The sequence below is a fragment of the Sphingobium boeckii genome (genome assembly GCF_014199215.1).
Classification (GTDB): Bacteria; Pseudomonadota; Alphaproteobacteria; order Sphingomonadales; family Sphingomonadaceae; genus Sphingobium_A; species Sphingobium_A boeckii.
In genome coordinates this window covers 594,558-615,670 of the sequence record NZ_JACIJC010000003.1, presented here as the reverse complement: position 1 = coordinate 615,670, position 21,113 = coordinate 594,558, and the positions used below count along the sequence as shown (strand labels likewise).

General features: G+C 60.8%; 23 protein-coding genes. 12 read left to right on the top strand and 11 right to left on the bottom strand.

Annotated elements, in window-relative coordinates; all coding sequences use genetic code 11:
- Positions 1-71 precede the first annotated feature (71 nt).
- Positions 72-956, bottom strand: coding sequence for a prolipoprotein diacylglyceryl transferase (lgt, locus tag FHS49_RS11415; RefSeq protein ID WP_184018498.1), 885 nt, complete (start codon positions 954-956; stop codon positions 72-74).
- 72 nt (positions 957-1,028) lie between these two features.
- On the opposite strand from lgt, the gene FHS49_RS11410 reads away from it, so the two are divergent.
- From FHS49_RS11410 to FHS49_RS11385, 6 genes are all read left to right on the top strand, one after another.
- On the top strand, positions 1,029-2,741 hold the full coding sequence (locus FHS49_RS11410) for a class I adenylate-forming enzyme family protein (RefSeq protein WP_184018496.1): 1,713 nt from the start codon (positions 1,029-1,031) through the stop codon (positions 2,739-2,741).
- 161 nt (positions 2,742-2,902) lie between these two features.
- Positions 2,903-5,167, top strand: a complete 2,265-nt coding sequence (locus FHS49_RS11405; RefSeq protein WP_184018494.1) for a molybdopterin cofactor-binding domain-containing protein — start codon at positions 2,903-2,905, stop codon at positions 5,165-5,167.
- Positions 5,164-6,162, top strand: a complete 999-nt coding sequence (gene hemH / locus FHS49_RS11400) for a ferrochelatase (protein WP_184018492.1) — start codon at positions 5,164-5,166, stop codon at positions 6,160-6,162. Before FHS49_RS11405 ends, hemH begins: the two co-directional genes overlap by 4 nt.
- A 105-nt stretch (positions 6,163-6,267) precedes the next feature.
- Entirely contained in the window at positions 6,268-6,990 is a 723-nt protein-coding gene (gene phbB / locus FHS49_RS11395; RefSeq protein ID WP_184018490.1) for an acetoacetyl-CoA reductase, read from the top strand.
- The gene (locus FHS49_RS11390; protein ID WP_184018488.1) at positions 6,987-7,253 is read left to right on the top strand and encodes a ribbon-helix-helix domain-containing protein; all 267 of its coding nucleotides are present in this window, start codon (positions 6,987-6,989) and stop codon (positions 7,251-7,253) included. The genes phbB and FHS49_RS11390 overlap by 4 nt, the downstream gene beginning before the upstream one ends.
- Positions 7,254-7,279: 26 nt before the next feature.
- The gene (locus tag FHS49_RS11385; protein WP_184018486.1) at positions 7,280-8,437 is read left to right on the top strand and encodes a PQQ-dependent sugar dehydrogenase; all 1,158 of its coding nucleotides are present in this window, start codon (positions 7,280-7,282) and stop codon (positions 8,435-8,437) included.
- Positions 8,438-8,531: 94 nt separating this feature from the next.
- On the opposite strand, the gene FHS49_RS11380 is transcribed toward FHS49_RS11385, so the two are convergent.
- Complete coding sequence (locus FHS49_RS11380) at positions 8,532-9,848, bottom strand: M20 metallopeptidase family protein (RefSeq protein ID WP_184018484.1); 1,317 nt, start codon at positions 9,846-9,848, stop codon at positions 8,532-8,534.
- Positions 9,849-9,920: 72 nt separating this feature from the next.
- Entirely contained in the window at positions 9,921-10,448 is a 528-nt protein-coding gene (locus FHS49_RS11375) for a DUF3617 domain-containing protein (RefSeq protein WP_184018482.1), read from the bottom strand.
- Between the two features lie 141 nt (positions 10,449-10,589).
- Here FHS49_RS11375 and uvrB point away from each other — a divergent pair, with 141 nt between their 5' ends.
- Positions 10,590-12,782, top strand: a complete 2,193-nt coding sequence (gene uvrB, locus FHS49_RS11370) for an excinuclease ABC subunit UvrB (protein WP_184018480.1) — start codon at positions 10,590-10,592, stop codon at positions 12,780-12,782.
- A 9-nt stretch (positions 12,783-12,791) separates the two neighbouring features.
- On the opposite strand, the gene FHS49_RS11365 is transcribed toward uvrB, so the two are convergent.
- The 3 genes from FHS49_RS11365 to FHS49_RS19840 all read right to left on the bottom strand — a co-directional run bounded on the left by FHS49_RS11365 (position 12,792) and on the right by FHS49_RS19840 (position 15,309).
- Positions 12,792-14,162 (bottom strand): cytochrome P450, encoded by a 1,371-nt coding sequence (locus FHS49_RS11365; protein ID WP_184018478.1) that lies wholly within the window; start codon positions 14,160-14,162, stop codon positions 12,792-12,794.
- Between the two features lie 149 nt (positions 14,163-14,311).
- Complete coding sequence (locus FHS49_RS11360) at positions 14,312-14,812, bottom strand: glycine zipper 2TM domain-containing protein (RefSeq protein WP_184018476.1); 501 nt, start codon at positions 14,810-14,812, stop codon at positions 14,312-14,314.
- 131 nt (positions 14,813-14,943) lie between these two features.
- Positions 14,944-15,309, bottom strand: a complete 366-nt coding sequence (locus FHS49_RS19840) for a PilZ domain-containing protein (protein WP_184018474.1) — start codon at positions 15,307-15,309, stop codon at positions 14,944-14,946.
- 298 nt (positions 15,310-15,607) lie between these two features.
- Between FHS49_RS19840 and FHS49_RS11350 the strand changes: the two genes are divergently transcribed.
- Entirely contained in the window at positions 15,608-15,943 is a 336-nt protein-coding gene (locus FHS49_RS11350; protein WP_184018472.1) for a DMT family protein, read from the top strand.
- A gap of 5 nt (positions 15,944-15,948) precedes the next feature.
- Here FHS49_RS11350 and FHS49_RS11345 read toward each other — a convergent pair whose 3' ends face one another.
- Positions 15,949-16,257: a PilZ domain-containing protein gene (locus tag FHS49_RS11345; protein ID WP_184018470.1), complete on the bottom strand. Its 309-nt coding sequence runs from the start codon at positions 16,255-16,257 to the stop codon at positions 15,949-15,951.
- Positions 16,258-16,483: 226 nt separating this feature from the next.
- On the opposite strand from FHS49_RS11345, the gene FHS49_RS11340 reads away from it, so the two are divergent.
- Positions 16,484-16,792: a hypothetical protein gene (locus FHS49_RS11340; RefSeq protein ID WP_184018468.1), complete on the top strand. Its 309-nt coding sequence runs from the start codon at positions 16,484-16,486 to the stop codon at positions 16,790-16,792.
- 57 nt (positions 16,793-16,849) lie between these two features.
- On the opposite strand, the gene FHS49_RS11335 is transcribed toward FHS49_RS11340, so the two are convergent.
- Positions 16,850-17,125, bottom strand: coding sequence for a hypothetical protein (locus tag FHS49_RS11335; protein ID WP_184018466.1), 276 nt, complete (start codon positions 17,123-17,125; stop codon positions 16,850-16,852).
- 396 nt (positions 17,126-17,521) lie between these two features.
- Here FHS49_RS11335 and FHS49_RS11330 point away from each other — a divergent pair, with 396 nt between their 5' ends.
- From FHS49_RS11330 to FHS49_RS11320, 3 genes are read left to right on the top strand one after another with little or no spacing between them, the layout of a single operon-like run.
- Complete coding sequence (locus FHS49_RS11330) at positions 17,522-18,010, top strand: hypothetical protein (RefSeq protein ID WP_184018464.1); 489 nt, start codon at positions 17,522-17,524, stop codon at positions 18,008-18,010.
- Positions 18,011-18,057: 47 nt separating this feature from the next.
- On the top strand, positions 18,058-18,345 hold the full coding sequence (locus tag FHS49_RS11325) for a BrnT family toxin (RefSeq protein WP_184018462.1): 288 nt from the start codon (positions 18,058-18,060) through the stop codon (positions 18,343-18,345).
- Positions 18,335-18,655 carry a BrnA antitoxin family protein gene (locus tag FHS49_RS11320; protein ID WP_184018460.1) on the top strand — a complete coding sequence of 107 codons (321 nt, stop codon included), beginning with the start codon at positions 18,335-18,337 and terminating at the stop codon, positions 18,653-18,655. Before FHS49_RS11325 ends, FHS49_RS11320 begins: the two co-directional genes overlap by 11 nt.
- An 80-nt stretch (positions 18,656-18,735) precedes the next feature.
- Here FHS49_RS11320 and FHS49_RS11315 read toward each other — a convergent pair whose 3' ends face one another.
- The 3 genes from FHS49_RS11315 to FHS49_RS11305 form a co-directional block, all read right to left on the bottom strand.
- Entirely contained in the window at positions 18,736-19,431 is a 696-nt protein-coding gene (locus FHS49_RS11315) for a hypothetical protein (protein ID WP_184018458.1), read from the bottom strand.
- Positions 19,432-19,441: 10 nt separating this feature from the next.
- The gene (locus FHS49_RS11310; protein WP_184018456.1) at positions 19,442-19,945 is read right to left on the bottom strand and encodes a Panacea domain-containing protein; all 504 of its coding nucleotides are present in this window, start codon (positions 19,943-19,945) and stop codon (positions 19,442-19,444) included.
- A gap of 85 nt (positions 19,946-20,030) precedes the next feature.
- Positions 20,031-21,095 carry a ribonucleotide-diphosphate reductase subunit beta gene (locus FHS49_RS11305; protein ID WP_184018454.1) on the bottom strand — a complete coding sequence of 355 codons (1,065 nt, stop codon included), beginning with the start codon at positions 21,093-21,095 and terminating at the stop codon, positions 20,031-20,033.
- Positions 21,096-21,113: the final 18 nt, after the last annotated feature.

The window sequence follows — 21,113 nt, the reverse complement described above, 5'->3', positions numbered from 1 at the left end:
AGCGAAGTCGAGGGACGTTGGTCCTTGGTCCTACGTCCTTCGACTTCGCTCGCGACAAGTGGTGGCTTTGGTTAAGCGACGCTTTGGCCCCCGCCGGTGGCCTCAACGCGCTGGCGGCGGCCCTTGGCGGTGGCGATCAGATAGATGCCGCCCACGATCATCGGCACGGTGAGCCATTGGCCCATGCTCATGCCGCTGTTATAGGCAAATTCGGTCAATTGCGCGTCCGGCTGGCGGAAGAATTCCACGGTGAAGCGGCTGATGCCATAGCCCAGCAGGAAGGTGCCGACGAGCTTGCCCGGCTCATAGCGCGCCTGGGTTTTCCAGAACATCAGCCAGAGCACCAGCATCAGCAACAGGCCTTCCATTCCCGCTTCGTAAAGCTGGCTCGGGTGACGCGGCGGGCCGGTGATCAACATGCCGCTCATGTATTCGGGAAAGCGGATCGCCCAGGACACGTCGGTTTCGCGGCCCCAGAGTTCACCGTTCACGAAATTTGCAAGCCGCCCGAAAAACAGGCCGAAGGGGACGCAGCACGCCACATAATCGTGGATACGCAGCCAATTGAGCTTTTCCTTGCGCGCCAGCAGGATGATGCCGACGGTGACGCCGATCATGCCGCCGTGGAAGCTCATCCCGCCTTCCCATAATTTCAGCGCGTCGAGCGGATTGTTGAGGATCGCGGGCTGATAGAAGAGGATATAGGCAATGCGCCCGCCCAGGATGATGCCGAGCGTGGCATAGAATACCAGATCGTCGGCATGACGCCGCGCCATCGGTGCGCCGGGCCGGGCGAGCAGCTTGAGCAGATACCACCAGCCCAGGACGATTCCCGCGATATAGGCAAGGGAATACCAGCGAATCTGGAAAAATCCGAGATCGACCGCCACCGGGTGAAGCCCCAGTGTCTCGAAACTCAAGTGTGACGTAGCGGAAGCCAGAAATGACAATAACAAAGGCTTTACCCCCGATGATTTGCGCCCTCATATAGCCGGAAAACCAATAACCCAAGAGAGGAGAGGAGCCTTATGCCATCCGCGCTCGATTTGCGCATCGCGCAGGCGTTGGCGAAGCTCACCGATCCGGGCGCACCCATGGCGCTCACGACGATCGAACGCTTCGGCACGGCGCTGCCCATGATCGCAGCCGCTCCGCCCGCATTGTCCCACTATTTCGCGCATTTCTGCGCGCAGCATGGCGATGCCGATTTCCTGGTGGAGGGCGATGAGCGCCTGAGCTTCACCCAAACCTATGCCGCCGCCCGCAAGGTGGCGGGCGCGCTGGTCGAGGGCTGGGGCGTGAAGCGCGGGGACCGTGTGGGGATCGCCATGCGCAATGCGCCGGGCTGGATCGTCAGCTATATGGGTGTGATCATGGCCGGCGGCGTGGCGACCCTGCTCAATGGTTGGTGGCAGGGCTGCGAACTGGCCGACGGGATTCGCGATACCGGCACGAAGCTGGTGCTGGCGGATCCGCCGCGCGTGAAGCGGCTGGCCGAATGCGATGAAGACAGCGGCGCGACGCTCGTATCGCTCGATGTCTCACTGCCGATTGATCAGGCGATCGCGCCGTTACTGGCGCGGGGCGGCGGGGCCGATACGCCGCTGCCCGAACTGACGGGCGATGATCTGGCAACGATCCTCTTCACCTCCGGCTCCACCGGCCAGTCCAAAGGTGCCTATTCCGATCATCGCGGGGTGGTGCAGGGGACGTTCAACTATCTGGCGATCACACTCGCGATGCTCGATCTGGTGACGCAGGATGGCAAGGCACCCTCGGTGCAGCCCTGCACCCTGCTCAATGTCCCACTGTTTCATGTCACGGCCGAGATCCCGGTGATGCTGCAGAGCTTCGCCATGGGCCGCAAGCTGGTGCTGATGCCCAAATGGGATGCCGAAGATGCCATGCGGCTGATGGCGCGCGAAAAGGCGACCTATTTCGTCGGCGTGCCGCTGATGAGCTTCGAGATCATGACCCACCCCAATCGCGCGCAATATGATCTGTCCACGGTGGCGTCCTTTGCGGCCGGCGGCGCGGCGCGGCCGCCCGAACATGTAAAGCGGCTCGAGGACGAAATGGGCGGCGCGCATCCTTTGCTGGGCTATGGCCTGACCGAAACCAACGCGGTGGGATGCAGCAATATCAACGAGAATTATCTCGCCAAGCCGAACAGCACCGGTCCGGCATCGAAGCCGCTCGTCGAGCTGGCAATCCTGGACGATGCCGGGCAATCGCTGCCGCAAGGCGATCGCGGCGAAGTCTGCATCCGCACGATCTGCAATTTCCTGGGCTATTGGAACAATGAAGCCGCCACGCAGGCGGCGATCACATCCGATGGGTTCTTCCGCACGGGGGACATTGGCTATCTGGACGAGGATGGATATCTCTTCATCGTCGATCGCAAGAAGGACATCATCATCCGCGGCGGCGAGAATATCTCGTGCCAGGAGGTGGAGGCGGCGATCTATGCGCATGAGGCGGTGGCCGAGGCGGCGGTGTTCGGGCTGCCCGATGCGCGCTTCGGTGAAGTGCCGGGTGCCGTGATCCATCTGAAAGACCATGGCGCGCTGGATGTGGTAGCGTTGCTCGATTTCCTGAAGACTCGGCTGGCACCGTTCAAGCTGCCTGCCCGCGTCTGGCTGGTGGCCGATCCGCTGCCGCGCTTGGGGACCGAGAAGATCGACAAGGTTTCGATCCGCGCGGCTTATCGGAAATTGGCAACGCTGGAGGGTGTTGGGTAAAAAGGGAAGTGCCCACCCCCGGCCCCTCCCGGAAGGCCGGGAGGGGAGAAGAGGCGGCGCAATATGACTCCCCTCCAAGCCTTCTTGGAGGGGCCGGGGGTGGCCCTTTTCTTCCTGACTAACCCCTTTCCCTAAACCGCCCCGCATCCTATCAGGCGTCAATGGCGTTTGGGGACAGGATCAGGGAGAGCATCGGGACACCGACGCGCCGGCAATTGCTGGTCGGCGGTGGTGCCGGGGTGGGCCTGCTGGTGGCATGGACACTATGGCCGCGCCGTTATGCGCCCAATCTGATCGCCAACAAAGGCGAGACCATCGTCAACGCTTTCCTGAAGATCGCCGAAAGCGGCGTGGTCACCGTGGTCGTGCCGCAGGCCGAATTGGGGCAGGGGGTGTTCACCGCGCTTCCGCAAATCCTGGCGGACGAACTGGGTGCGGACTGGCGCACGATCGCCGTTGAGCCGGCGCCGATCAGCCCAGTTTATGCCAACCGGCTGATCGCGGGCGACCTGGCCGAGGGGCGCGGCCCCGGTTTCCTGCAAGGCGCGATCCGATGGTCCGCGCAGGAATATGCCACGCGGGAAGCGTTGATGATCACCAGTGGATCAAGCTCGGTGCGCGCGTTCGAGCAGCCGATGCGCGAGGCGGGCGCTGCGGCGCGCGTGCTCTTGTGCAAGGCGGCGGCGGCGCAATGGGACGCCGATTGGGAGGCTTGCGATACGGCGGGGGGCTTCGTGGTGCGCGGGGAAGAGCGGCTGCGTTTCGGTGGACTGGCCGCGGCGGCCATGGCCTATCATCTGCCCGATCCGCTGCCGATGCGCGATGGGCAGGAAAACCGGCTGACTGGACTCAAGCTGCCGCGTCTCGATCTCCCTTCCAAGGTGGATGGATCCGCCAATTTTGCGGCGGATGTGCGCGTGCCCGATCTGGCCTTCGCAGCGATCCGGCAGGGGCCGGTGGGCGATACGATGCTGAAGTCGCTCGATCGCAAGGCGGCGGAGGCGGTGCCCGGTGTGATGGGCGTGGTGGATACGCCGCATTGGGTGGCGGCGGTGGCGAGCAATGGCTGGGCGGCTGAACGCGCGCTCGACGCCATGCGCCCGCTGTTCGAAACGCGCGGGCCATGGGCCAGCACCAAGCGGATGACGGATGCGCTGGAGGGCGCGCTGGACGGCGATGGCACACGCTTTGCCGCCACGGGCGATCTGGGCGCGGCATTTCGCGGACAGACGATCCATGCCGCCGAATATGCGGTGGGCCTGGCGGTGCACGCTCCGATGGAGACGATGACCGCGACCGCGCGGTTCAAGCGGGATCATCTCGAAATCTGGCTGCCCACGCAGGCACCCGCCATCGCGCGCGCGCATTGCGCCGCCGCACTGGGCCTTGCGGAGGATGCCGTGACGATCCATCCGATGCTGGTCGGGGGAAGCTTCGGCCGCAAGCTCGAAGCCGAAGCGGCCGTGCAGGCGGCGATCATCGCGCAGCGCATGAACCGGCCGATCCAGCTTGTGTGGTCCCGCGCGGAAGATATCGCGCACGATCTGTTTCGTCCTGCCGCGCAGGCGCGAATGAGCGCGAAGCTCGGCCCGGGCGGGCGGATCGAGGGCTGGCTCGCCAAGATCGCCGCGCCCGCCACCGCGGCGGAGCAGGCGGCGCGCATGATGGCGGGGAGCGGACTGGCCGGTGCCTTCATCCCCGATCCCGAAGGCGCGGACGAAAGCGCGATTGCCGGTGCCGTGCCGCCTTATGCGATTTCGGCGCTGGGCGTGGATCATCATCCCGCAGCGCTCGGCGTGCCCACCGGCCATTGGCGATCGGGCGCGCATAGCTACACCGCCTTCTTCACCGAATGCTTCATCGACGAACTGGCGATCGCATCGGGCGTGGAGCCGCTTTCGTTCAGGATGCAGATGCTGATGGGCCATCCGCGCCTGGCGTTGTGCCTGTCCGCCGCGGCCGCGCGCGGCAATTGGGAGGGCGGGGTGCAGGGCAGTGGACAGGGCATCGCCTGCCATTCCATGGCCGGCAGTCATGTCGCGATCGTGGCAGAAGCGCGGATCGAGGAAAATCAGACAGTGGCGGTCAGCCGCGTTGTGGCCGCGGTCGATTGCGGGCGCGTGATCAACCCCGATCTGGTCCGCCAGCAGATCGAGGGCGGCATCATCTATGCCATCGCGGCGGCGACGGGTGCGCCGGTGGATTTCGAGCGCGGCCTTCCCGTGCTCCGGAATTTTGAGGCGCTGGAGATCCCGCGTCTCGCGCAATGTCCTGAAATCATCGTCGAGATCATCCGCTCCAACGCTCCGCCGGGTGGCGTCAGTGAAATCGCCGTGCCGCCTGTTGGCCCGGCCATTGCCAACGCCATCTTCGCCGCCAACGGGCAGCGCTTGCGACGCCTGCCGCTCAGGACTGGAAACACATGACCCTGCCCGTGGATCACCCGATCGTTGCTGCGCCCCGCATCGGCGTTCTCCTGATCAATCTGGGGACACCCGACGCGCCCGATTCACCCTCGGTGAAGCGCTATCTGAAGCAATTCCTGTCCGATCGGCGCGTGGTGGAAATCCCGGCCCTGCTCTGGCAGCCGATCCTGCGCGGGATCATCCTCAACACGCGGCCAAAGAAATCGGCCCATGCTTATGGTCTGGTCTGGGGACCGGATGGCTCACCGCTTGCTGCCAATACCAAGGCGCAGGCGGCGGCGCTGAAAGACGCCTTCGGTGCGGACGTGATGGTCGATTATGCGATGCGCTATGGCAATCCGGCAATTGCGGACCGGCTGGCGGTGATGAAAGCGGCGGGCTGCGACCGCGTCCTGATCGCGCCGCTCTATCCGCAATATTGTGGCGCGACCACCGCAACCGCCAATGACGATGCGTTTCGCGCGCTGATGGATATGCGCTGGCAGCCGGCCTTGCGCACGCTGCCGCCTTATCATGACGATGCCGCCTATATCGCCGCGCTGAAATCGTCGATCGACACCAGTCTGGCCGCGCTGGATTTCACGCCCGATGCGCTGATGGCGAGTTTTCACGGAATGCCCGAACGCACGCTGCATATGGGCGATCCCTATCATTGCCATTGCCGGAAGACCGCGCGCCTGCTGGGCGAGGCGATGGGCCGCGATCTGATCGTGACATTCCAATCCCGTTTCGGCCGGGCCAAATGGCTGGGGCCGGCGACCGATGTCACGCTGGCCGCGCTTCCGGGCCAGGGCGTGAAGAAGATTGCGATCGTGTCGCCCGGCTTTTCATCCGATTGCCTCGAAACGCTGGAGGAACTGGCGATCCGCGGGCGGGAGAGTTTCATCGAAGCGGGCGGCACGCACTTCGCCTATCTGCCCTGCCTGAACGCCAGCCCGGTGGGCGTGGCGATGCTGGATCATCTGATCAGCCGCGAGCTTTCCGGCTGGCTGTAAACATTTTCGGGGCCGGACAGAATTTTACACAATTCGCCAGCTTTCCGCGGCGTCCACATTCCATTAGTCATGATCGATAACACAAGAGAGAGGAGAGCGATTCCCATGACCAGAGTAGCGATCGTCACCGGCGGCACACGCGGTATTGGCGAGGCGATCAGCCTTGCGCTTCAGGATATGGGGATGGTGGTCGCCGCCAATTACGGGGGCAATGAGGAAAAGGCCAAGGCCTTTTCCGAGCGCACCGGGATCAAAACCTATAAATGGGACGTGGGCGATTTCGACGCCTGCCAGGATGGAGCAAACCAGGTGCTGCAGGATCTCGGCCCGGTCGATGTGCTCGTCAACAACGCGGGGATCACGCGCGATGGCGTGTTGATGAAGATGAGCTTTGATGACTGGAACGAAGTGATGCGCGTCAATCTGGGCGGCTGCTTCAATATGGCGAAGGCCGTGTTCCCCGGCATGAAAGAGCGCAAATGGGGCCGGATCGTCAATATCGGATCGATCAACGGGCAGGGCGGCCAATATGGCCAGGTGAACTATGCTGCGGCAAAGTCCGGCATCCATGGCTTCACCAAGGCGCTGGCGCAGGAAGGCGCGCGGACCGGGATCACTGTAAACGCGCTGGCACCGGGGTATATCGATACGGACATGGTGGCCGCGGTGCCGCCCGAAGTGCTCGAAAAGATCGTGGCCAAAGTGCCTGTTGGTCGCTTGGGTCAGGCGAGTGAAATCGCGCGCGGCGTGGCGTTCCTCTGTTCGGACGAGGCGGGCTTCGTCACCGGATCGACGCTGTCGATCAATGGCGGGCAGCATATGTATTGAGCGAATTCTATCGCGGCCCCGTCAAGCGCTCGATCACCATTGCCGGGCATCAGACGTCAATCAGTCTGGAGCCGATGTTCTGGGATGCGCTGGGCGCGGCCGCTGTGGAACGGGCGCTGCCGCTCAATGCGCTGGTGGCGCAGATCGACGTGGAGCGCATTGCGGCGGACGATCCGCCCAATCTGGCGAGCGCCATCCGGCTGTGGCTTTTTCATCATCATATGGATGCGCCCAAGTCCTCAATCGGCTATGATGCGGATTGAACGCCCCTATTCGGAAAGACGCCTCGATGATCCGCAAGTCCGCCCTTATCCCCCTGATCGCGATCATGGCCGCCTGCTCCAGCGGTGGCGGCAATGCGCAAACACGGGAAGCGGACAAGATTTCACCGGTTGATGGGCCGCCGTTCAAGGTCACCGAGGTCGGAAAGTTCGCCGAACCCTGGGCGATGGCGTTTCTGCCCGGCGGCAAGCAGGCACTGATCACCGAAAAAGCGGGCGTGCTGAAGCTGTGGACCGTTGGCGGTGGCAGCGTGGATGTGGCGGGTGTGCCCAAGGTGAATTACGGCGGTCAGGGCGGGTTTGGCGATGTCGCGCTTCACCCCAAATTCGCTGAAAATGGCTTTGTTTATCTGAGCTATGCCGAAAAGGGTGCGGGCGATCTTGGTGGTGCCGCGGTGGCGCGCGCCAGGCTGGTGATGGCGCAGGATGGCAGCGCGAAGCTGGACGGGCTGAAAGTGATCTGGCGTCAGTCCGAAAAGGTGAGCGGGCAGGGCCATTATTCGCATCGCATCGTCTTTTCGCCCGATGGCTATCTGTTCCTCTCTTCGGGGGAGCGGCAGAAATTCGATCCGGCGCAGAACATGAAATCCAATCTGGGCAAGATCCTGCGCCTGAATGATGATGGATCGGTGCCCAAGGACAATCCCTTTGCCGATCAGGGCGGGGTAACCGCGCAAATCTGGTCGCTCGGCCATCGCAATGCGCTCGGTCTGGCGTTCGATGGCAAAGGTCAGCTCTGGGATCTGGAGATGGGTCCGAAGGGCGGCGACGAGCTTAACCTGGTCGAGCGTGGCAAGAATTATGGCTATCCGATCGTCTCCAATGGCGATCATTATGATGGCAGGCCCATCCCCGATCACGATACCCGCCCCGAATTCGCGGCCCCCGCGGCATTCTGGACGCCGGTGATCTCGCCCGCCAATCTGATGTTTTATTCAGGCGATCTGTTTCCCGAATGGAAGGGCAGCGCCTTTGCGCCGGGCCTGTCCTCAAAGGCGATCGTGCGCATCACATTCGATGGCGTAAAGGCCAAGGAAGCCCAGCGCTTCGACATGGGAGAACGCATTCGCGAGATCGAGCAGGGTCCGGATGGTGCGCTCTGGGTGCTCGAGGATGGCGAGGAAGGCGCGGGCGGACGGCTGCTCAAGCTGACGCCGCGGGGATAGGAAGAGCGAAAGTCCCGCTTGTCCCGCGCTTATCCGCCGCGCCACGCGCTTGCCACGCACCTGCTTTCCGCCAGACCCGCGGGCGGAGCGAAGCTCATGGCTTCAGCAGATCGAGCACCACTGCGGTCATCGCCACGGTGCCCGTCACCACCGAAGGTTCCGGATCGATCTTGAACAGGGGGCTATGGTGCGACGGCACTGCAGGGCCGCCCTTGGCCTCCGCATCGAACGCGGCCTTCGGCGTGCCACCCACGCCGAAATAATAGCCGGGGACTTTCAGGTCCGGTTGGACGAAATAGGCGAAATCCTCCGCGCCCATGCTGGTCTGCTCGAAGGGCTCAAAGCCCTGCGGTCCCAGCGTCTCGATCATCACCGCATTCAGCCGCCGGGCCAGCGCGGTATCGTTGATCGTGGTGGGAGTGCCTTCGGATACGCGGACTTCGGGCAGCAGTTTTTCCGGCAGGCCGGCGGTGCGGCCGACACCCTTGGCGATGCGCTCGATCGCCTTCAGCAATTGCGCACGGGTTTCCTCATCATTGGCGCGCACGGTCACCTGAAGATCCGCGCGATCGGAAATGATGTTGTGCTTCAACCCGGCATGAAAAGCACCGACGGTGATGACCGCGGGAGAGAGCGGCATGACTTCGCGGCTGACGATCCCCTGGAGCGCGATCACAATTTGCGACGCGATATAGACGGGATCCTTGCCGGTATGCGGCGCGGCGCCATGCGCGCCGACGCCGTGGACAATGATGTCCACGCTATCTGCAGAGCTATATTGAATGCTTTCGGACGCGCTGACCTTGCCGGTTTCCAGCGCGGAAGACACATGAAAGGCCACGGCATAGTCCGGCTTGGGAAAGCGGGTATAGAGGCCATCCTCCAGCATCGCCTTCGCGCCACCGACGCGCTCTTCGGCGGGCTGGACGATGAACACCACCGTGCCCTTCCATCGGTCCTTCATCGCCGCCAGCCGCTTGGCCGTGCCGATCATCGAGGTGATGTGCACATCATGGCCGCAGGCGTGCATCACCGGATTGTTCACGCCGTCGATGCCGATCTGATGGACCTTGGATGCGTTCGCCAAGCCCGATTTCTCCTCCACCGGAAGCCCGTCCATATCCGCGCGGACCAGCACCACGGGGCCGGCACCATTCTTCATGACGCCCACGACACCCGTGCCGCCGACGCCTTCCGTCACCACCACGCCACCAATCGCGCGAAGCTGCTTGGCCATGATCGCCGCGGTGCGGGTTTCCTTGAAGCTCAGTTCGGGATTGCGATGGAAATCATCGAACAGGGCGGCGAGGCTTGCCTTGTAATCCGCCTGCACTGCGGCTTCGTAATCCGGTTTGGCCAGCACGGGTGTCGTGATGCACGCAGCGGCGATGAGCAGATGATAAAGACGCATTCTTTCCTCCCTGTCCGTTTGTCCGTTCATGTCGCCGGTCCCACCCGATGGCCGGGCAGGATCGCCTGATCGTCAGGTGCATTCGCCGATGCGCTTGGAATTCATGGTCATGCCCATCTCCACCTTGCCGCCCGGCATATTGGGATCGGTGACATGCGTATCCATCGTCATCGTCATGGCTTCAGCACCCAGCGTGCCCTTCATCGCGGCTTCCATCGTGCCCTGACCGGCTTTCTTGCAGATCATCTTGCCATCCAGCTTGCCGCCCGAAACGTCGAAATGTTCGAACGTGCAATCCGCGCCCGCCTGGCCCTTCTTGATGAATTCGGTCGGATCCTTGTCGGCTTCCTCCTTGGTGAGGCAGGATTCGCTGGTCTGCGCCTGGCCCATCATGCCCTTCATCGCATTGGCCGCTTCGGGCGGCGCGCCGGGCATTTCGAATTTGGTGATCTGCATCGTGGTCTGCCACTTGCCGGGCTTCATTTTCACCGCTTCCTTCATCTCCGCGGCGGCCTGCTCTGGCGTCTTGGGGCCTTTGTCGGCGGAATCGCACGCGACCAGCGCAAGCGCGGGGAGCATGAGGCAAATCAGTGTCTTCATGGAATATCCTTCCCGGTATCGGGTTTTGAGTGTCACGCGCCCGATTGTCGTTGCGGGCGACACTATCGGCATTCCCTGCCCGTTCAAGTGATCATGCGCACAGGGGTTGGCGATGGCCCCTGCGTTCGCCATATGTACCCCATGGTTATTCAGATCCGCACCAGTCTCGAAGAGCCGGAGACCGGCGATTCCTTTGTTCCGCACCGGCCGGAGCGCCCGCCCAAGACGGAGGGCGGCAAGGCCTTCAAGATCGTTTCGGATTATGAGCCGGCGGGCGATCAGCCGACCGCCATCGCCGAGCTGACGCAACAGGCGCGCGAGGGGGAGCGCGATCAGGTGCTGCTGGGCGTCACCGGCTCGGGCAAGACCTTTACCATGGCCAAGGTGATCGAAGGGCTGCAACGGCCCGCGCTGATCCTGGCACCCAACAAGATCCTGGCGGCGCAGCTCTACGGGGAAATGAAGAGCTTCTTTCCCGACAATGCGGTCGAATATTTCGTCAGTTACTATGATTATTACCAGCCCGAAGCCTATGTCGCGCGGTCGGACACCTATATCGAGAAGGAAAGCTCGGTAAACGAGGCGATCGACCGGATGCGCCATTCGGCCACGCGCGCGCTGCTGGAGCGGGATGATGTGATCATCGTCGCCTCCGTTTCCTGCCTTTATGGCATCGGCTCGGTCGAAACCTATTCGGCGATGATCTTCGATCTGAAAAAGGGCCAGACAGTTGATCAGCGCGAGATCATCCGCAAGCTGGTCGCGCTGCAATATAAGCGCAACGACGCCAATTTCGTGCGGGGCCATTTCCGCGTGCGCGGTGATGCGCTTGAGCTGTTTCCTTCGCATTATGAGGATACCGCCTGGCGGGTGAGCTTCTTCGGCGACGAGATCGAGGAGATCGTCGAGTTCGATCCGCTCACCGGCAAGAAGGTGGCAAGCCTCGAATATGTGCGCGTCTATGCCAACAGCCATCATGTGACGCCCGGCCCCACGCTGAAACAGGCGATGGAGGCGATCAAATTCGAACTGGCGGAGCGGTTGAAGGAATTGGTGATCGAAGGCAAATTGCTGGAGGCGCAGAGGCTTGAACAGCGCACGAATTTCGATCTGGAGATGATCGCCGCCACCGGAAGCTGCGCGGGGATCGAGAATTACAGCCGGTTCCTGAGCGGGCGGATGCCGGGTGAGCCGCCGCCGACATTGTTCGAATATCTACCGGAAAATGCGTTGCTGTTCGTGGATGAAAGCCATCAGACGATCGGCCAGATCAACGGCATGTCGCGCGGCGATCATCGTCGCAAATTGACGCTGGCGGAATATGGCTTCCGTCTGCCCTCAGCGATCGACAACCGTCCATTGCGCTTCAACGAATGGGAGGTGATGCGCCCGCAGACGGTCTATGTCTCCGCCACGCCCGGAAGCTGGGAGATGGAGCAGACCGGCGGCGTGTTCAGCGAACAGGTGATCCGCCCTACCGGCCTGATCGATCCACCGGTGGAGATCAAGCCGGTCGAGGATCAGGTGCAGGATTGCATCAATGAATGCCGCAAGACCGCGGAGGCCGGATACCGCACGCTGGTGACCACGCTTACCAAGCGCATGGCGGAGGATTTGACCGAATTCATGCACGAGGCGGGGCTGAAGGTCCGCTACATGCACAGCGATGTCGAGACGCTGGAGCGTATCGAGCTGATCCGAGACCTGCGGCTGGGGGTCTATGATGTGCTGGTGGGCATCAATTTGCTGCGCGAGGGATTGGACATCCCCGAATGCGGGCTGGTGTGCATTCTCGATGCCGACAAGGAGGGTTTTCTGCGCTCCGAAACGTCGCTGATCCAGACGATCGGCCGCGCCGCGCGCAATGTGGACGGACGCGTGATCCTCTATGCCGATCGCATCACCGGATCGATGGAGCGCGCCATGAACGAGACCGCGCGCCGGCGCGAGAAGCAGCATCTGTTCAATCAGGCCAATGGCATCACGCCGATGACGATCAAGCGCAACATCTCCGACGTGATGGGGCATATGTCCAATCGCGATCAGGTGACCATCGATACCGGGATCGAGGACAAGCCGCATCTGATCGGCCACAATCTGCGCGCCTATATCGAGGAATTGGAAGGCCGGATGCGCCGCGCCGCCGCCGATCTGGAATTCGAGACCGCGGGCCGCCTGCGCGACGAAATCCGCGCGCTTGAGCGGGAGGAACTGGGGCTGCCGGCCGACGAGCATAAGGCGCCCACGATGGGGCGCAGCAACGAAGGCAAGCCGGGGACGCGGAAGACACGGTTCGGAAAGAGCCAGACGTTCAAGGGACGCAAGGGGCGGTAAAGCGCCTGCTCAGAGGATGCGCTCGATCCGCACGGGTAGGCCGTCCTTCGGCTTGGGAATTGGCCAATATTGCCACTGCCCCTCGCCTGCACCCGTCGGCACGATGCGGTGCGTGGTCAGCAGATGATAGAAGAAGATCTTGGTCTGCAAATAAGCGAAATGCAGACCCAGGCACATATGCGCGCCGCCGCCGAAGGGCACCCAGGCATATTTGTGCCGTGCCCGGACCGCTTCGGGGGCGAAGCGCATCGGATCGAATGTCTCGGGATCGGGCCAATGCTCGGGCATCATATGCGCATAGCCGGCATTGACGCCGACGAACGTGCCCGCCGGGAAATCATACCCGCCGAATGAGAAATCGCGAAGCGCGCGGCGCGGGATCGCGGGGACGGGCGGGATCATCCGCAGCGTTTCCTTGAAGGCGTAGTCGGTTAACACCAGCTCATCCACGCGCTCATAGGGCAGGCTATCGCCATTGAGGCCCAGACCCAGCATCTCTTCGCGCAATCTGTCCTGCCACGCGGGATGTTTGCCGAGCAGCGAGACCATGGACGTGATCGACGAGGTGATGGTGTCATGCGCGGCCATCATCAGGAAATTCATGTGATCGACGATCTCGTCTTCGGTCAGATGGCTGCCGTCTTCATGCGTGGCGCGGCAGATCTGGCTGAAGATATCATCGCCCTCTCCCGCGCGGCGCTTGGGCACTTCGCGGCCGAAATAATCGACCAGATAGGCGCGGGCCTTCACGCCCTTGCGCATATCCGTGAATGGCAAAGGAAAGCGCACCACGCCGATCGTGGCCTGCACCATATCGACAAAGGCCTGGTTCACGGCCTCGGCTTCGGGGCCGAACGGAATGCCGAGGAAAGACGTCGCCGCCAGATCAAGCGTAAGCTGTTTGATTGAGGGATAGAATTTGATCTCCCGATCGCTCCAATCGGGAATGCGCGCTGCGATGCCTGTATTCAAAGCGTCCGCATAGCGCCGCATCGGCTCGGGCTTGAACGCGACCGACAGCGTGCGGCGATGCGCGCGGTGCTTTTCGAAATCGATCAGCATCAGGCCGCGCGGAAATACCAGATTGAGCATCGGCCCCCAGCCCTGTTCGGATGAGAACAGCTTGTCCCGATCGAACAGCATCAACTCGTTGGCATCCGGCCCGAGCAATGCGACTGATCGGCCGCCAAAACTCTTGCAGCGATAGACCGGCCCATAGCGGGCAAGCATCCGTCGCGCGAACGCCATTGGATCGCGGAGCTGTTCAAGCGTGGTGCCGACGACAGGCCATCCATCTTCACCCGGCACATGATCGAGCGCGCTGGAAGGGTTGGCCGGAAGCCAATGGGGATTGGCTTCGAACGTATGTGCATAGGCCATCGGACAGCGCTCCTGCTTACTTACATTGAGGTAAGTAACGGAGTTCGGTGGCCGATGGCAAGTGCAGAATGCGATTTCTGGCGCGGTTCGGCCCGGCGGGTGCGTGATGCACCCGCCGGGCCTCTCCTGTCACCAGAGATGCTGTCCGCTTAGCGACAGGAAACTTTACCGCGGCCGATTTCGCGGCCCAGCAGGCCACCGGCACCCGCGCCGATGATGGTGCGCAACGTATCCGATCCGCCCAGTTGAAGCTGATTGCCAAGGAGGCCGCCCACGGCTGCGCCGATGATCAGGCCGGTGGTGCCATCATTGCGGCGGCAATAATAACGGCCATCATTGCCGCGATACACGCGATCATTGTAACTCAGCTTGCGCGCCTGATAATAGCGACCGTCACGGTAGTAATCCTGCGCATTATAGCGCTGGCCACGCTCCGGGCGGTTCCAGTCATAATTGCGATATTGGCGATAGTCGCGCACGCTCTCCCGGCGATCCTTGCGGGCATCGCGGACATCACGCTTATAATCGCGCTGCGCCTCGCGCACGTCCTTCCGATATTCGCGGTTCGCTTCGCGCGGATTCTGCGCCATCGCCGGGATGGCAGGCAAGGCAAACGCCGCAATGATCGACGCCAGAATAATCTTTTTCATAATACCACTCCTACTCGATCCACTTGAAAGCGGATCACTGGCCAAGAACGACCGGGCAGGCGAAGCGGTTGCGTGAACGCGATATTACGTCGCGTTCATCAGCGGGAAAGGTGGTCTAAGCGTGCGCCAGATCAGGAAACCAGGCGGGGGCGGCGGTCACGGCGCGACGGCGCTGCGCCCGTGGCGGCAAGCACGGCGCGCAGCCGGTGGAGATCGATTTCATGCGTGAACTCGCAGCCGATCTGGCCGCCCTTCGCCCAGACGACGCGGGCGGATACGGTGCCCAGCGAAGGCAGGCGGACCCGCACGATGCTCTCCGCATCGAATTCGCCATCGGCATCGGCCATGAAGCCCATGGTGGATATATTGCGGATCACAACATCATGGCCCTGATAGCCGAGCGCCCGCATCGTGGTGGGCACTTCAATGGCTTCACGTTCAGCCCTACGCTGATGGGGTGCGGGCGTCTCGACCGCCACCTTGGCTGCAATATGCACGGGTAATCCTCCGGGGTTGGTCCTGTTGATCTTAGGCCGATCGGGTAAATATGGCGTAAAGGTTCGTGATGGCGGCCGTGGGCCATATTCCCGGGAATTGCCGTTTCCCTTACGCAACAAAGCCGATTTTTGAAGAGGTTCGCAGGACACTGAGCCTCTCGGCCCGAAAAAAGCCTCAAATCAGCTCATCGCGTTTCCATGGCCGCTCGTCGATCAGCGCCGTGGAAACGCTGAAACATCCCCTCTCGAAGCCGTTGCGCTTTGCCGCTAGACGGGCACCTCTTCATGAAAGGCGACCATGCCCACCATTCTCCTGCTGATCGCCTCCAACGTGTTCATGACGATCGCCTGGTATTGGCATCTGAAAGGCGGGATGGCCAAGCCCGTGCTGCTGGTGATCCTGATAAGCTGGGGCATCGCGCTGATCGAATATTGCTTTGCCGTGCCGGCCAACCGGATCGGCTATGCCGGCGGCTGGAGCGCGGGTCAGCTCAAGGTGGCGCAGGAGGCGATCGCGCTGATTATCTTCGGCGGCTTCATGGTCACCGTGCTGGGAGAGCCGCTGCACTGGCGCCATCTTGCGGCATTCGCCTGCATCATGGGCGCAGTGGGCTTTCTATTCATTGGCTGGTAAAACGCTCAAGACTGGCTCATCCCCAGGATCTGGCTGAGCCGGATGGAGGGCACCGGATTGATGAATTCGCCGCCCACCGCCTTGCCATCGAACCAGGCGATCCGCGCCAGCATCGTCCCCAGCGCGGGCAGGCGGAGCCTGACATAGCTGCCTTCGGGAAAGGCGCAGCTCACATCGGCCATGAAGCCCAGTTCGGAAATATTGCGGACGACCACATCGCTGCCATGATAGCCCAATGCCCGCATCGAAACGGGCATGGCGACTGCAACGCGATCGGCTTGCCGCTGACCCGGCGGCTCTGATTGCAATGCCATTCTTGCTGCGACATGCATATGCCGGCAACCCCTCCAAAACCCCGTCAAGTATTTAATATATAAGAAAGAGCGTTAAAAAGTGTTAACGCGGTGGAACGCCGGATTTTCAAGGCCGCCAGAGTAAAATCGCTAATAATGGCAAGTTGATGCGGACTTTTGCGGAACGGAACGTGCCCGTACCGGTTGAGCGATCATGGCAGATGCCGCCCGATCGAGAGGAACGCCAATGACAAGCCGCCCAGATGAAGACGATCTTGCGCCCGAAAATCACAATAATGAACAGGATGACGAAGGGCAGGCGCAGGACGTGGCCGAAGATGCGCTGCACCGCGGCGATGACCTGTCCGAAGACAGCGAACATGGCGGGCGCACCAATCCGGCGCAGATCATCCCCGATGACGTGCCCGATCTGGTCGACCGGATGGATGCCATGCTCCGCAGCGGGATCATCGACAATGATGCCTTTGAAGGCGAACCGATGCACGATGACGAGGAAGACGGTCTGGGCCAGACCGATCGGGACGATGACGATTAGGCCAGCCTGAAAAGGAAAGCCCCCGGCGCTGGCACCAGCGCCGGGGTCCATCATGAGTTACCAGCCGCGATAATGGCGGCGACCGCGGTCCATATAATAATAACGACCGCGGCTATCCCGGCGATATTCCCGACGGGCTTCGCGAATTTCACGATTATAGTCGCGACGCGCCTCACGGACATCGCGGCGGCTGTCCGCGCGGCGGATGTCTCGATTATAATCGCGCTGTGCATCACGCACGTCTTCGCGATATTCGCGCCGCGGGGAATCCGCCATTGCGACGGAGGGAAGCGCCAGGCCGGCGATGCCGGCGGCAATGATCAGGATACGCATGACATTGCTCCTTTACTGTGTTGGTCCTGCGTTGAGGAACGACCGGAGCATGGCTTGGGTTGCGTGAACCCGTGATTACAGCGCGTTCATCCCGTTGACAGGCGGAGGGCAGGCGGTCCGGCAGCGGACCACTGATCGATTTTGACGATTGGTTACGCGCAAGTTCACACTATCTATTGTCCCGGAAATCGTCCGCCCGGAGGCGCGACTGATCGATCAGGGCGATCATGATTGCATGTTGCGTTTCGGGTTATGTCAAAGAGCCAGCCCGACGATGGCAGAGCAGGCCCGTGTAGGACAGACCGGATTTTGAGGGCCGGCGTCGCAGGCCGGGCTCCAGGCGGAACGATCATCGCGCATCACCGTTGATGCTCGAGGCTATCGGAGCGATCGATCATGCGCAGACACGGCATCATGATGCACCTGTTCAGGATGACGGCACCCGCGCTTGTTTTGGGCGTCGCGGCGGGCGCGGGCATCGCCGCGATGACGGACGGTTCGGTTGATCGCGCCATGATGGCGCGTGAGGGCACCAGCCGGACATGGGCCAATCCCGATGCCCTCTTCGCCGATCGCTATGGTCCCGCCCCCGCCACCTTGGCGGCCGCCGGCCCGATCATCTGCACCGGCTGCGGCCCCGGCCTGGCCGAACGCCGGGCCATGGCCGAAGAGCGCGCCTATGACCGGATGCTGGCCGACTATGCCGCGCAGGTGAACGATGACGGCGCGGCGGTGGACGAGGCGGCGTATGAACCTGCGGTGCGGGTGACGGCGGATGAGCGACGCGGCGCGCCGCGATCGGAGTTCGAGGAATCCACGCCCGAAACGGTGATGCGGGATGTGCCGATGGATGATGGCATTCAAGGCGCGCAAATGCCGCTGTAAAAGGCCCGACCATTGCCTGCTTATCAGTTTTGTAGTAACAGATTCATATGGACATTCGGTTCGAATGGGATCCCGATAAGGCGGCTGGCAATCTGGCCAAGCACGGCGTGGGATTTGCGTTGGCGAGCCGGGTTTTCAGCGATCCGTTCGCGTTGAGTCACCAGGATCGGATCGAGGGCGGTGTGTATCGCTGGCAGACGCTGGGGATGGTCGAGGGCTGGTTGTTGCTGTTGGTGGCTCACACCATGCGGGATGAAAGCGACGGATCCGAAATTATCCGGATCATTTCAGCACGACGCGCCACGCGCGCAGAAAGGAAGCGCTATGAGCAATGAACTTGCGGAAAAGCGAAGCGGCTTCATGCCGCAGCCCGCCATAAGCGCAGCCGAGCGTGATCAATTGGCGGCGTTGGCCGCCATGTCTGATGACGATGTCGACACAAGTGATCTTCCGGAACTCGGCGAAGATTTCTGGCGCAACGCCAGGCGCGGTCGCTTCTACAAGCCGGTCAAGGAATCGACCACGATCCGCGTCGATGCCGATGTGCTGCACTGGCTGAAATCCGAGGGTCGCGGCTATCAGACCCGGATCAACGCGATCTTGCGGGAAGCCATGATGCGCGATGCGCCGGACCCGCATTCTTGACCGGATAGGGGAAGCGAGGCAGAATTGCGTTATGATCAGGCATTTCCGTTGACCCGTTTGTGCGGCGGTCGTCCTACTGTTTAGTCGCCGCCATCGAATCCGAAATCCGTCTGCCGATCGTCTGTTTGATCGGGTCGTTCCTTCTTCTTGCGAGGCCCATTAAGATGCAGCCTCCAAGCTTGGCGTAAAGAAGCAATTCTGCGAGTAAATTCGCGATCTGTCATTGCCGGAATTTGCAGTATGTCTACTAATTTAAGATCTCGGTTTTGACCCTCGAGCGCTTCCGTATCAATCAACCAAAGTTTGAAATCTTCGAAATAGTCACTATAAATTTCTTCAAGAACGCGCCGCATAAAACTAGCACTGTAAGCCCACGGGGTAGCATTTTTGCGCGGCTGAATAAAGATTAAGTTGGCTACTCCGTCCACAACTGCAACTGTTTCCGGTTTTACGCTTAGCGCAAAATCGCGATCGACGGGGTAGAGCAGTTTATCCAGCGGATAAAATGTTCTGCCACGAAATTGGGTGCAAGCGGCTACGAGCTTTGCAACATCCAAATTACATTTTCGGGCCAAATCAAATTTGATCTTCTCTATTCCTGCTACCGCCACGGCATAGGGCATGGATCCAGAAAGAAGGACTGCGGTAAGTTTTCGTACTGCGCCATAACTAAAAGGTCCGTTATCTCCGAAATATTCGCTCACGCGCACCGCGGTCTCACGCGATGTTGCAGCAGTCATCCGAGCTGCATCCAGCACATCCACCGTTCGACCCAATTTTTCCTCCTTAGTGTTGCGTTATTATAGGATTCAATCTTTTAAAGTGATCTAAAATCAACGCATCAGGAATCTTCATGCCAGGATAAATAACTTCTTCTGCTTGCTTCCAAACATATTCCCAAGGGCCATCCTCGACGTGAGATTCTTCAACAAGCTGACCGGCTGTGTACCGCGCATATTTTTGTAATACTTCTCTAATTACGGCTTTATGGTCTCCACTTATCAAAGGAGGTTTATAAACGGCCTCGCCTGATAGGGGGTCAATATATGTTGCTCGAATATCTCTTATTGGTGTGTTTCCACAAATTTTAAATTGATTGTATATTACTCTCTGAACCGGGCCATACTGCCATGCTTCGAATTTATTCTTAATCAAAGGCTCGTCAAACAGTGAATAAAACCACCCATGTGCAAAATAAAGTAACTTCTGAAGCGCCAAATTCGTAAGTGGCAGATTGTATTCTTCTGCAAAATCGAGCGTAAAATTGGCAATGTCTCGGACGTCATACATTACGCGATCCGTATAATAAGTTCTCTGTTGATTCGGTTATTGTTCCACCTTTGTTTCATCGCATATGATTTTGATCCGATCAAGATCACTCCGCCGCGATCCCCGCTTTGGAGAACATATCCCCGCCCTCATCGGCCTCCGCGCCTGTCGCTGCGGCCTCGTCATTCGCGCCCGCTTTCTTGCGCAGATCGAAGCTGTCCCAGACTTCGCCCCAATTGCCGCGGGTGGCGGCCTTGGAATATTCGGTGGCGCGGGTTTCGAAGAAATTGGCGTGTTCGACGCCGTTCAGCATCGGGATCAGCCAGGGGATGGGATGTTCCTCGATCATGAACATCGGCTTCAGGCCGAGCTGGCCCAGGCGCCAGTCTGCGATGTAGCGGATGTATTTCTTGATATCCTTGGCGGACATGCCGGGCACCGGACCCTGTTCGAACGCCAGATCGATGAACGCATCTTCCAGCCCGACGGTGGTGTGGCACATGTCGCGAATGTCCGCGCGGACCGCGGGGGTGATGCAATCGCGCTCCTTGCCGAAGGTGTGATAGAGCTTGATGATCCCCTCGCAATGCAGCGTCTCGTCGCGGATCGACCAGGTGACGATCTGGCCCATGCCCTTCATCTTGTTGAAGCGCGGGAAGTTCATCAGCATCGCGAAGCTGGCGAAGAGCTGCAAGCCCTCGGTAAAGCCGCCGAACATGGCGAGCGTGCGCGCGATATCCTCGTCGGTATCGACGCCGAAGGTGCTCAGATAATCATGCTTGTCCTTCATCTCCTTATATTGAAGGAACATGCCATATTCGCTTTCGGGCATCCCGATCGTATCGAGCAGATGGCTATAGGCGGCGATATGCACCGTCTCCATATTGGAGAAGGCGGCGAGCATCATCTTGATCTCGACCGGCTTGAACACGCGGCCGTATTTCTCGTGATAGCAATCCTGCACCTCGATATCGGCCTGGGTGAAGAAGCGGAAGATCTGCGTCAGCAGATTGCGCTCGTGATCGGTGAGCTTCTGCGCCCAGTCGCGGCAATCCTCGCCCAGAGGCACTTCCTCTGGCATCCAGTGAATCTGCTGCTGGCGCTTCCAGAATTCATAGGCCCAGGGATATTCGAAGGGCTTATACTGATTGCGGGATTCGAGAAGGGACATGGGCGTTTCTCTCAGTAG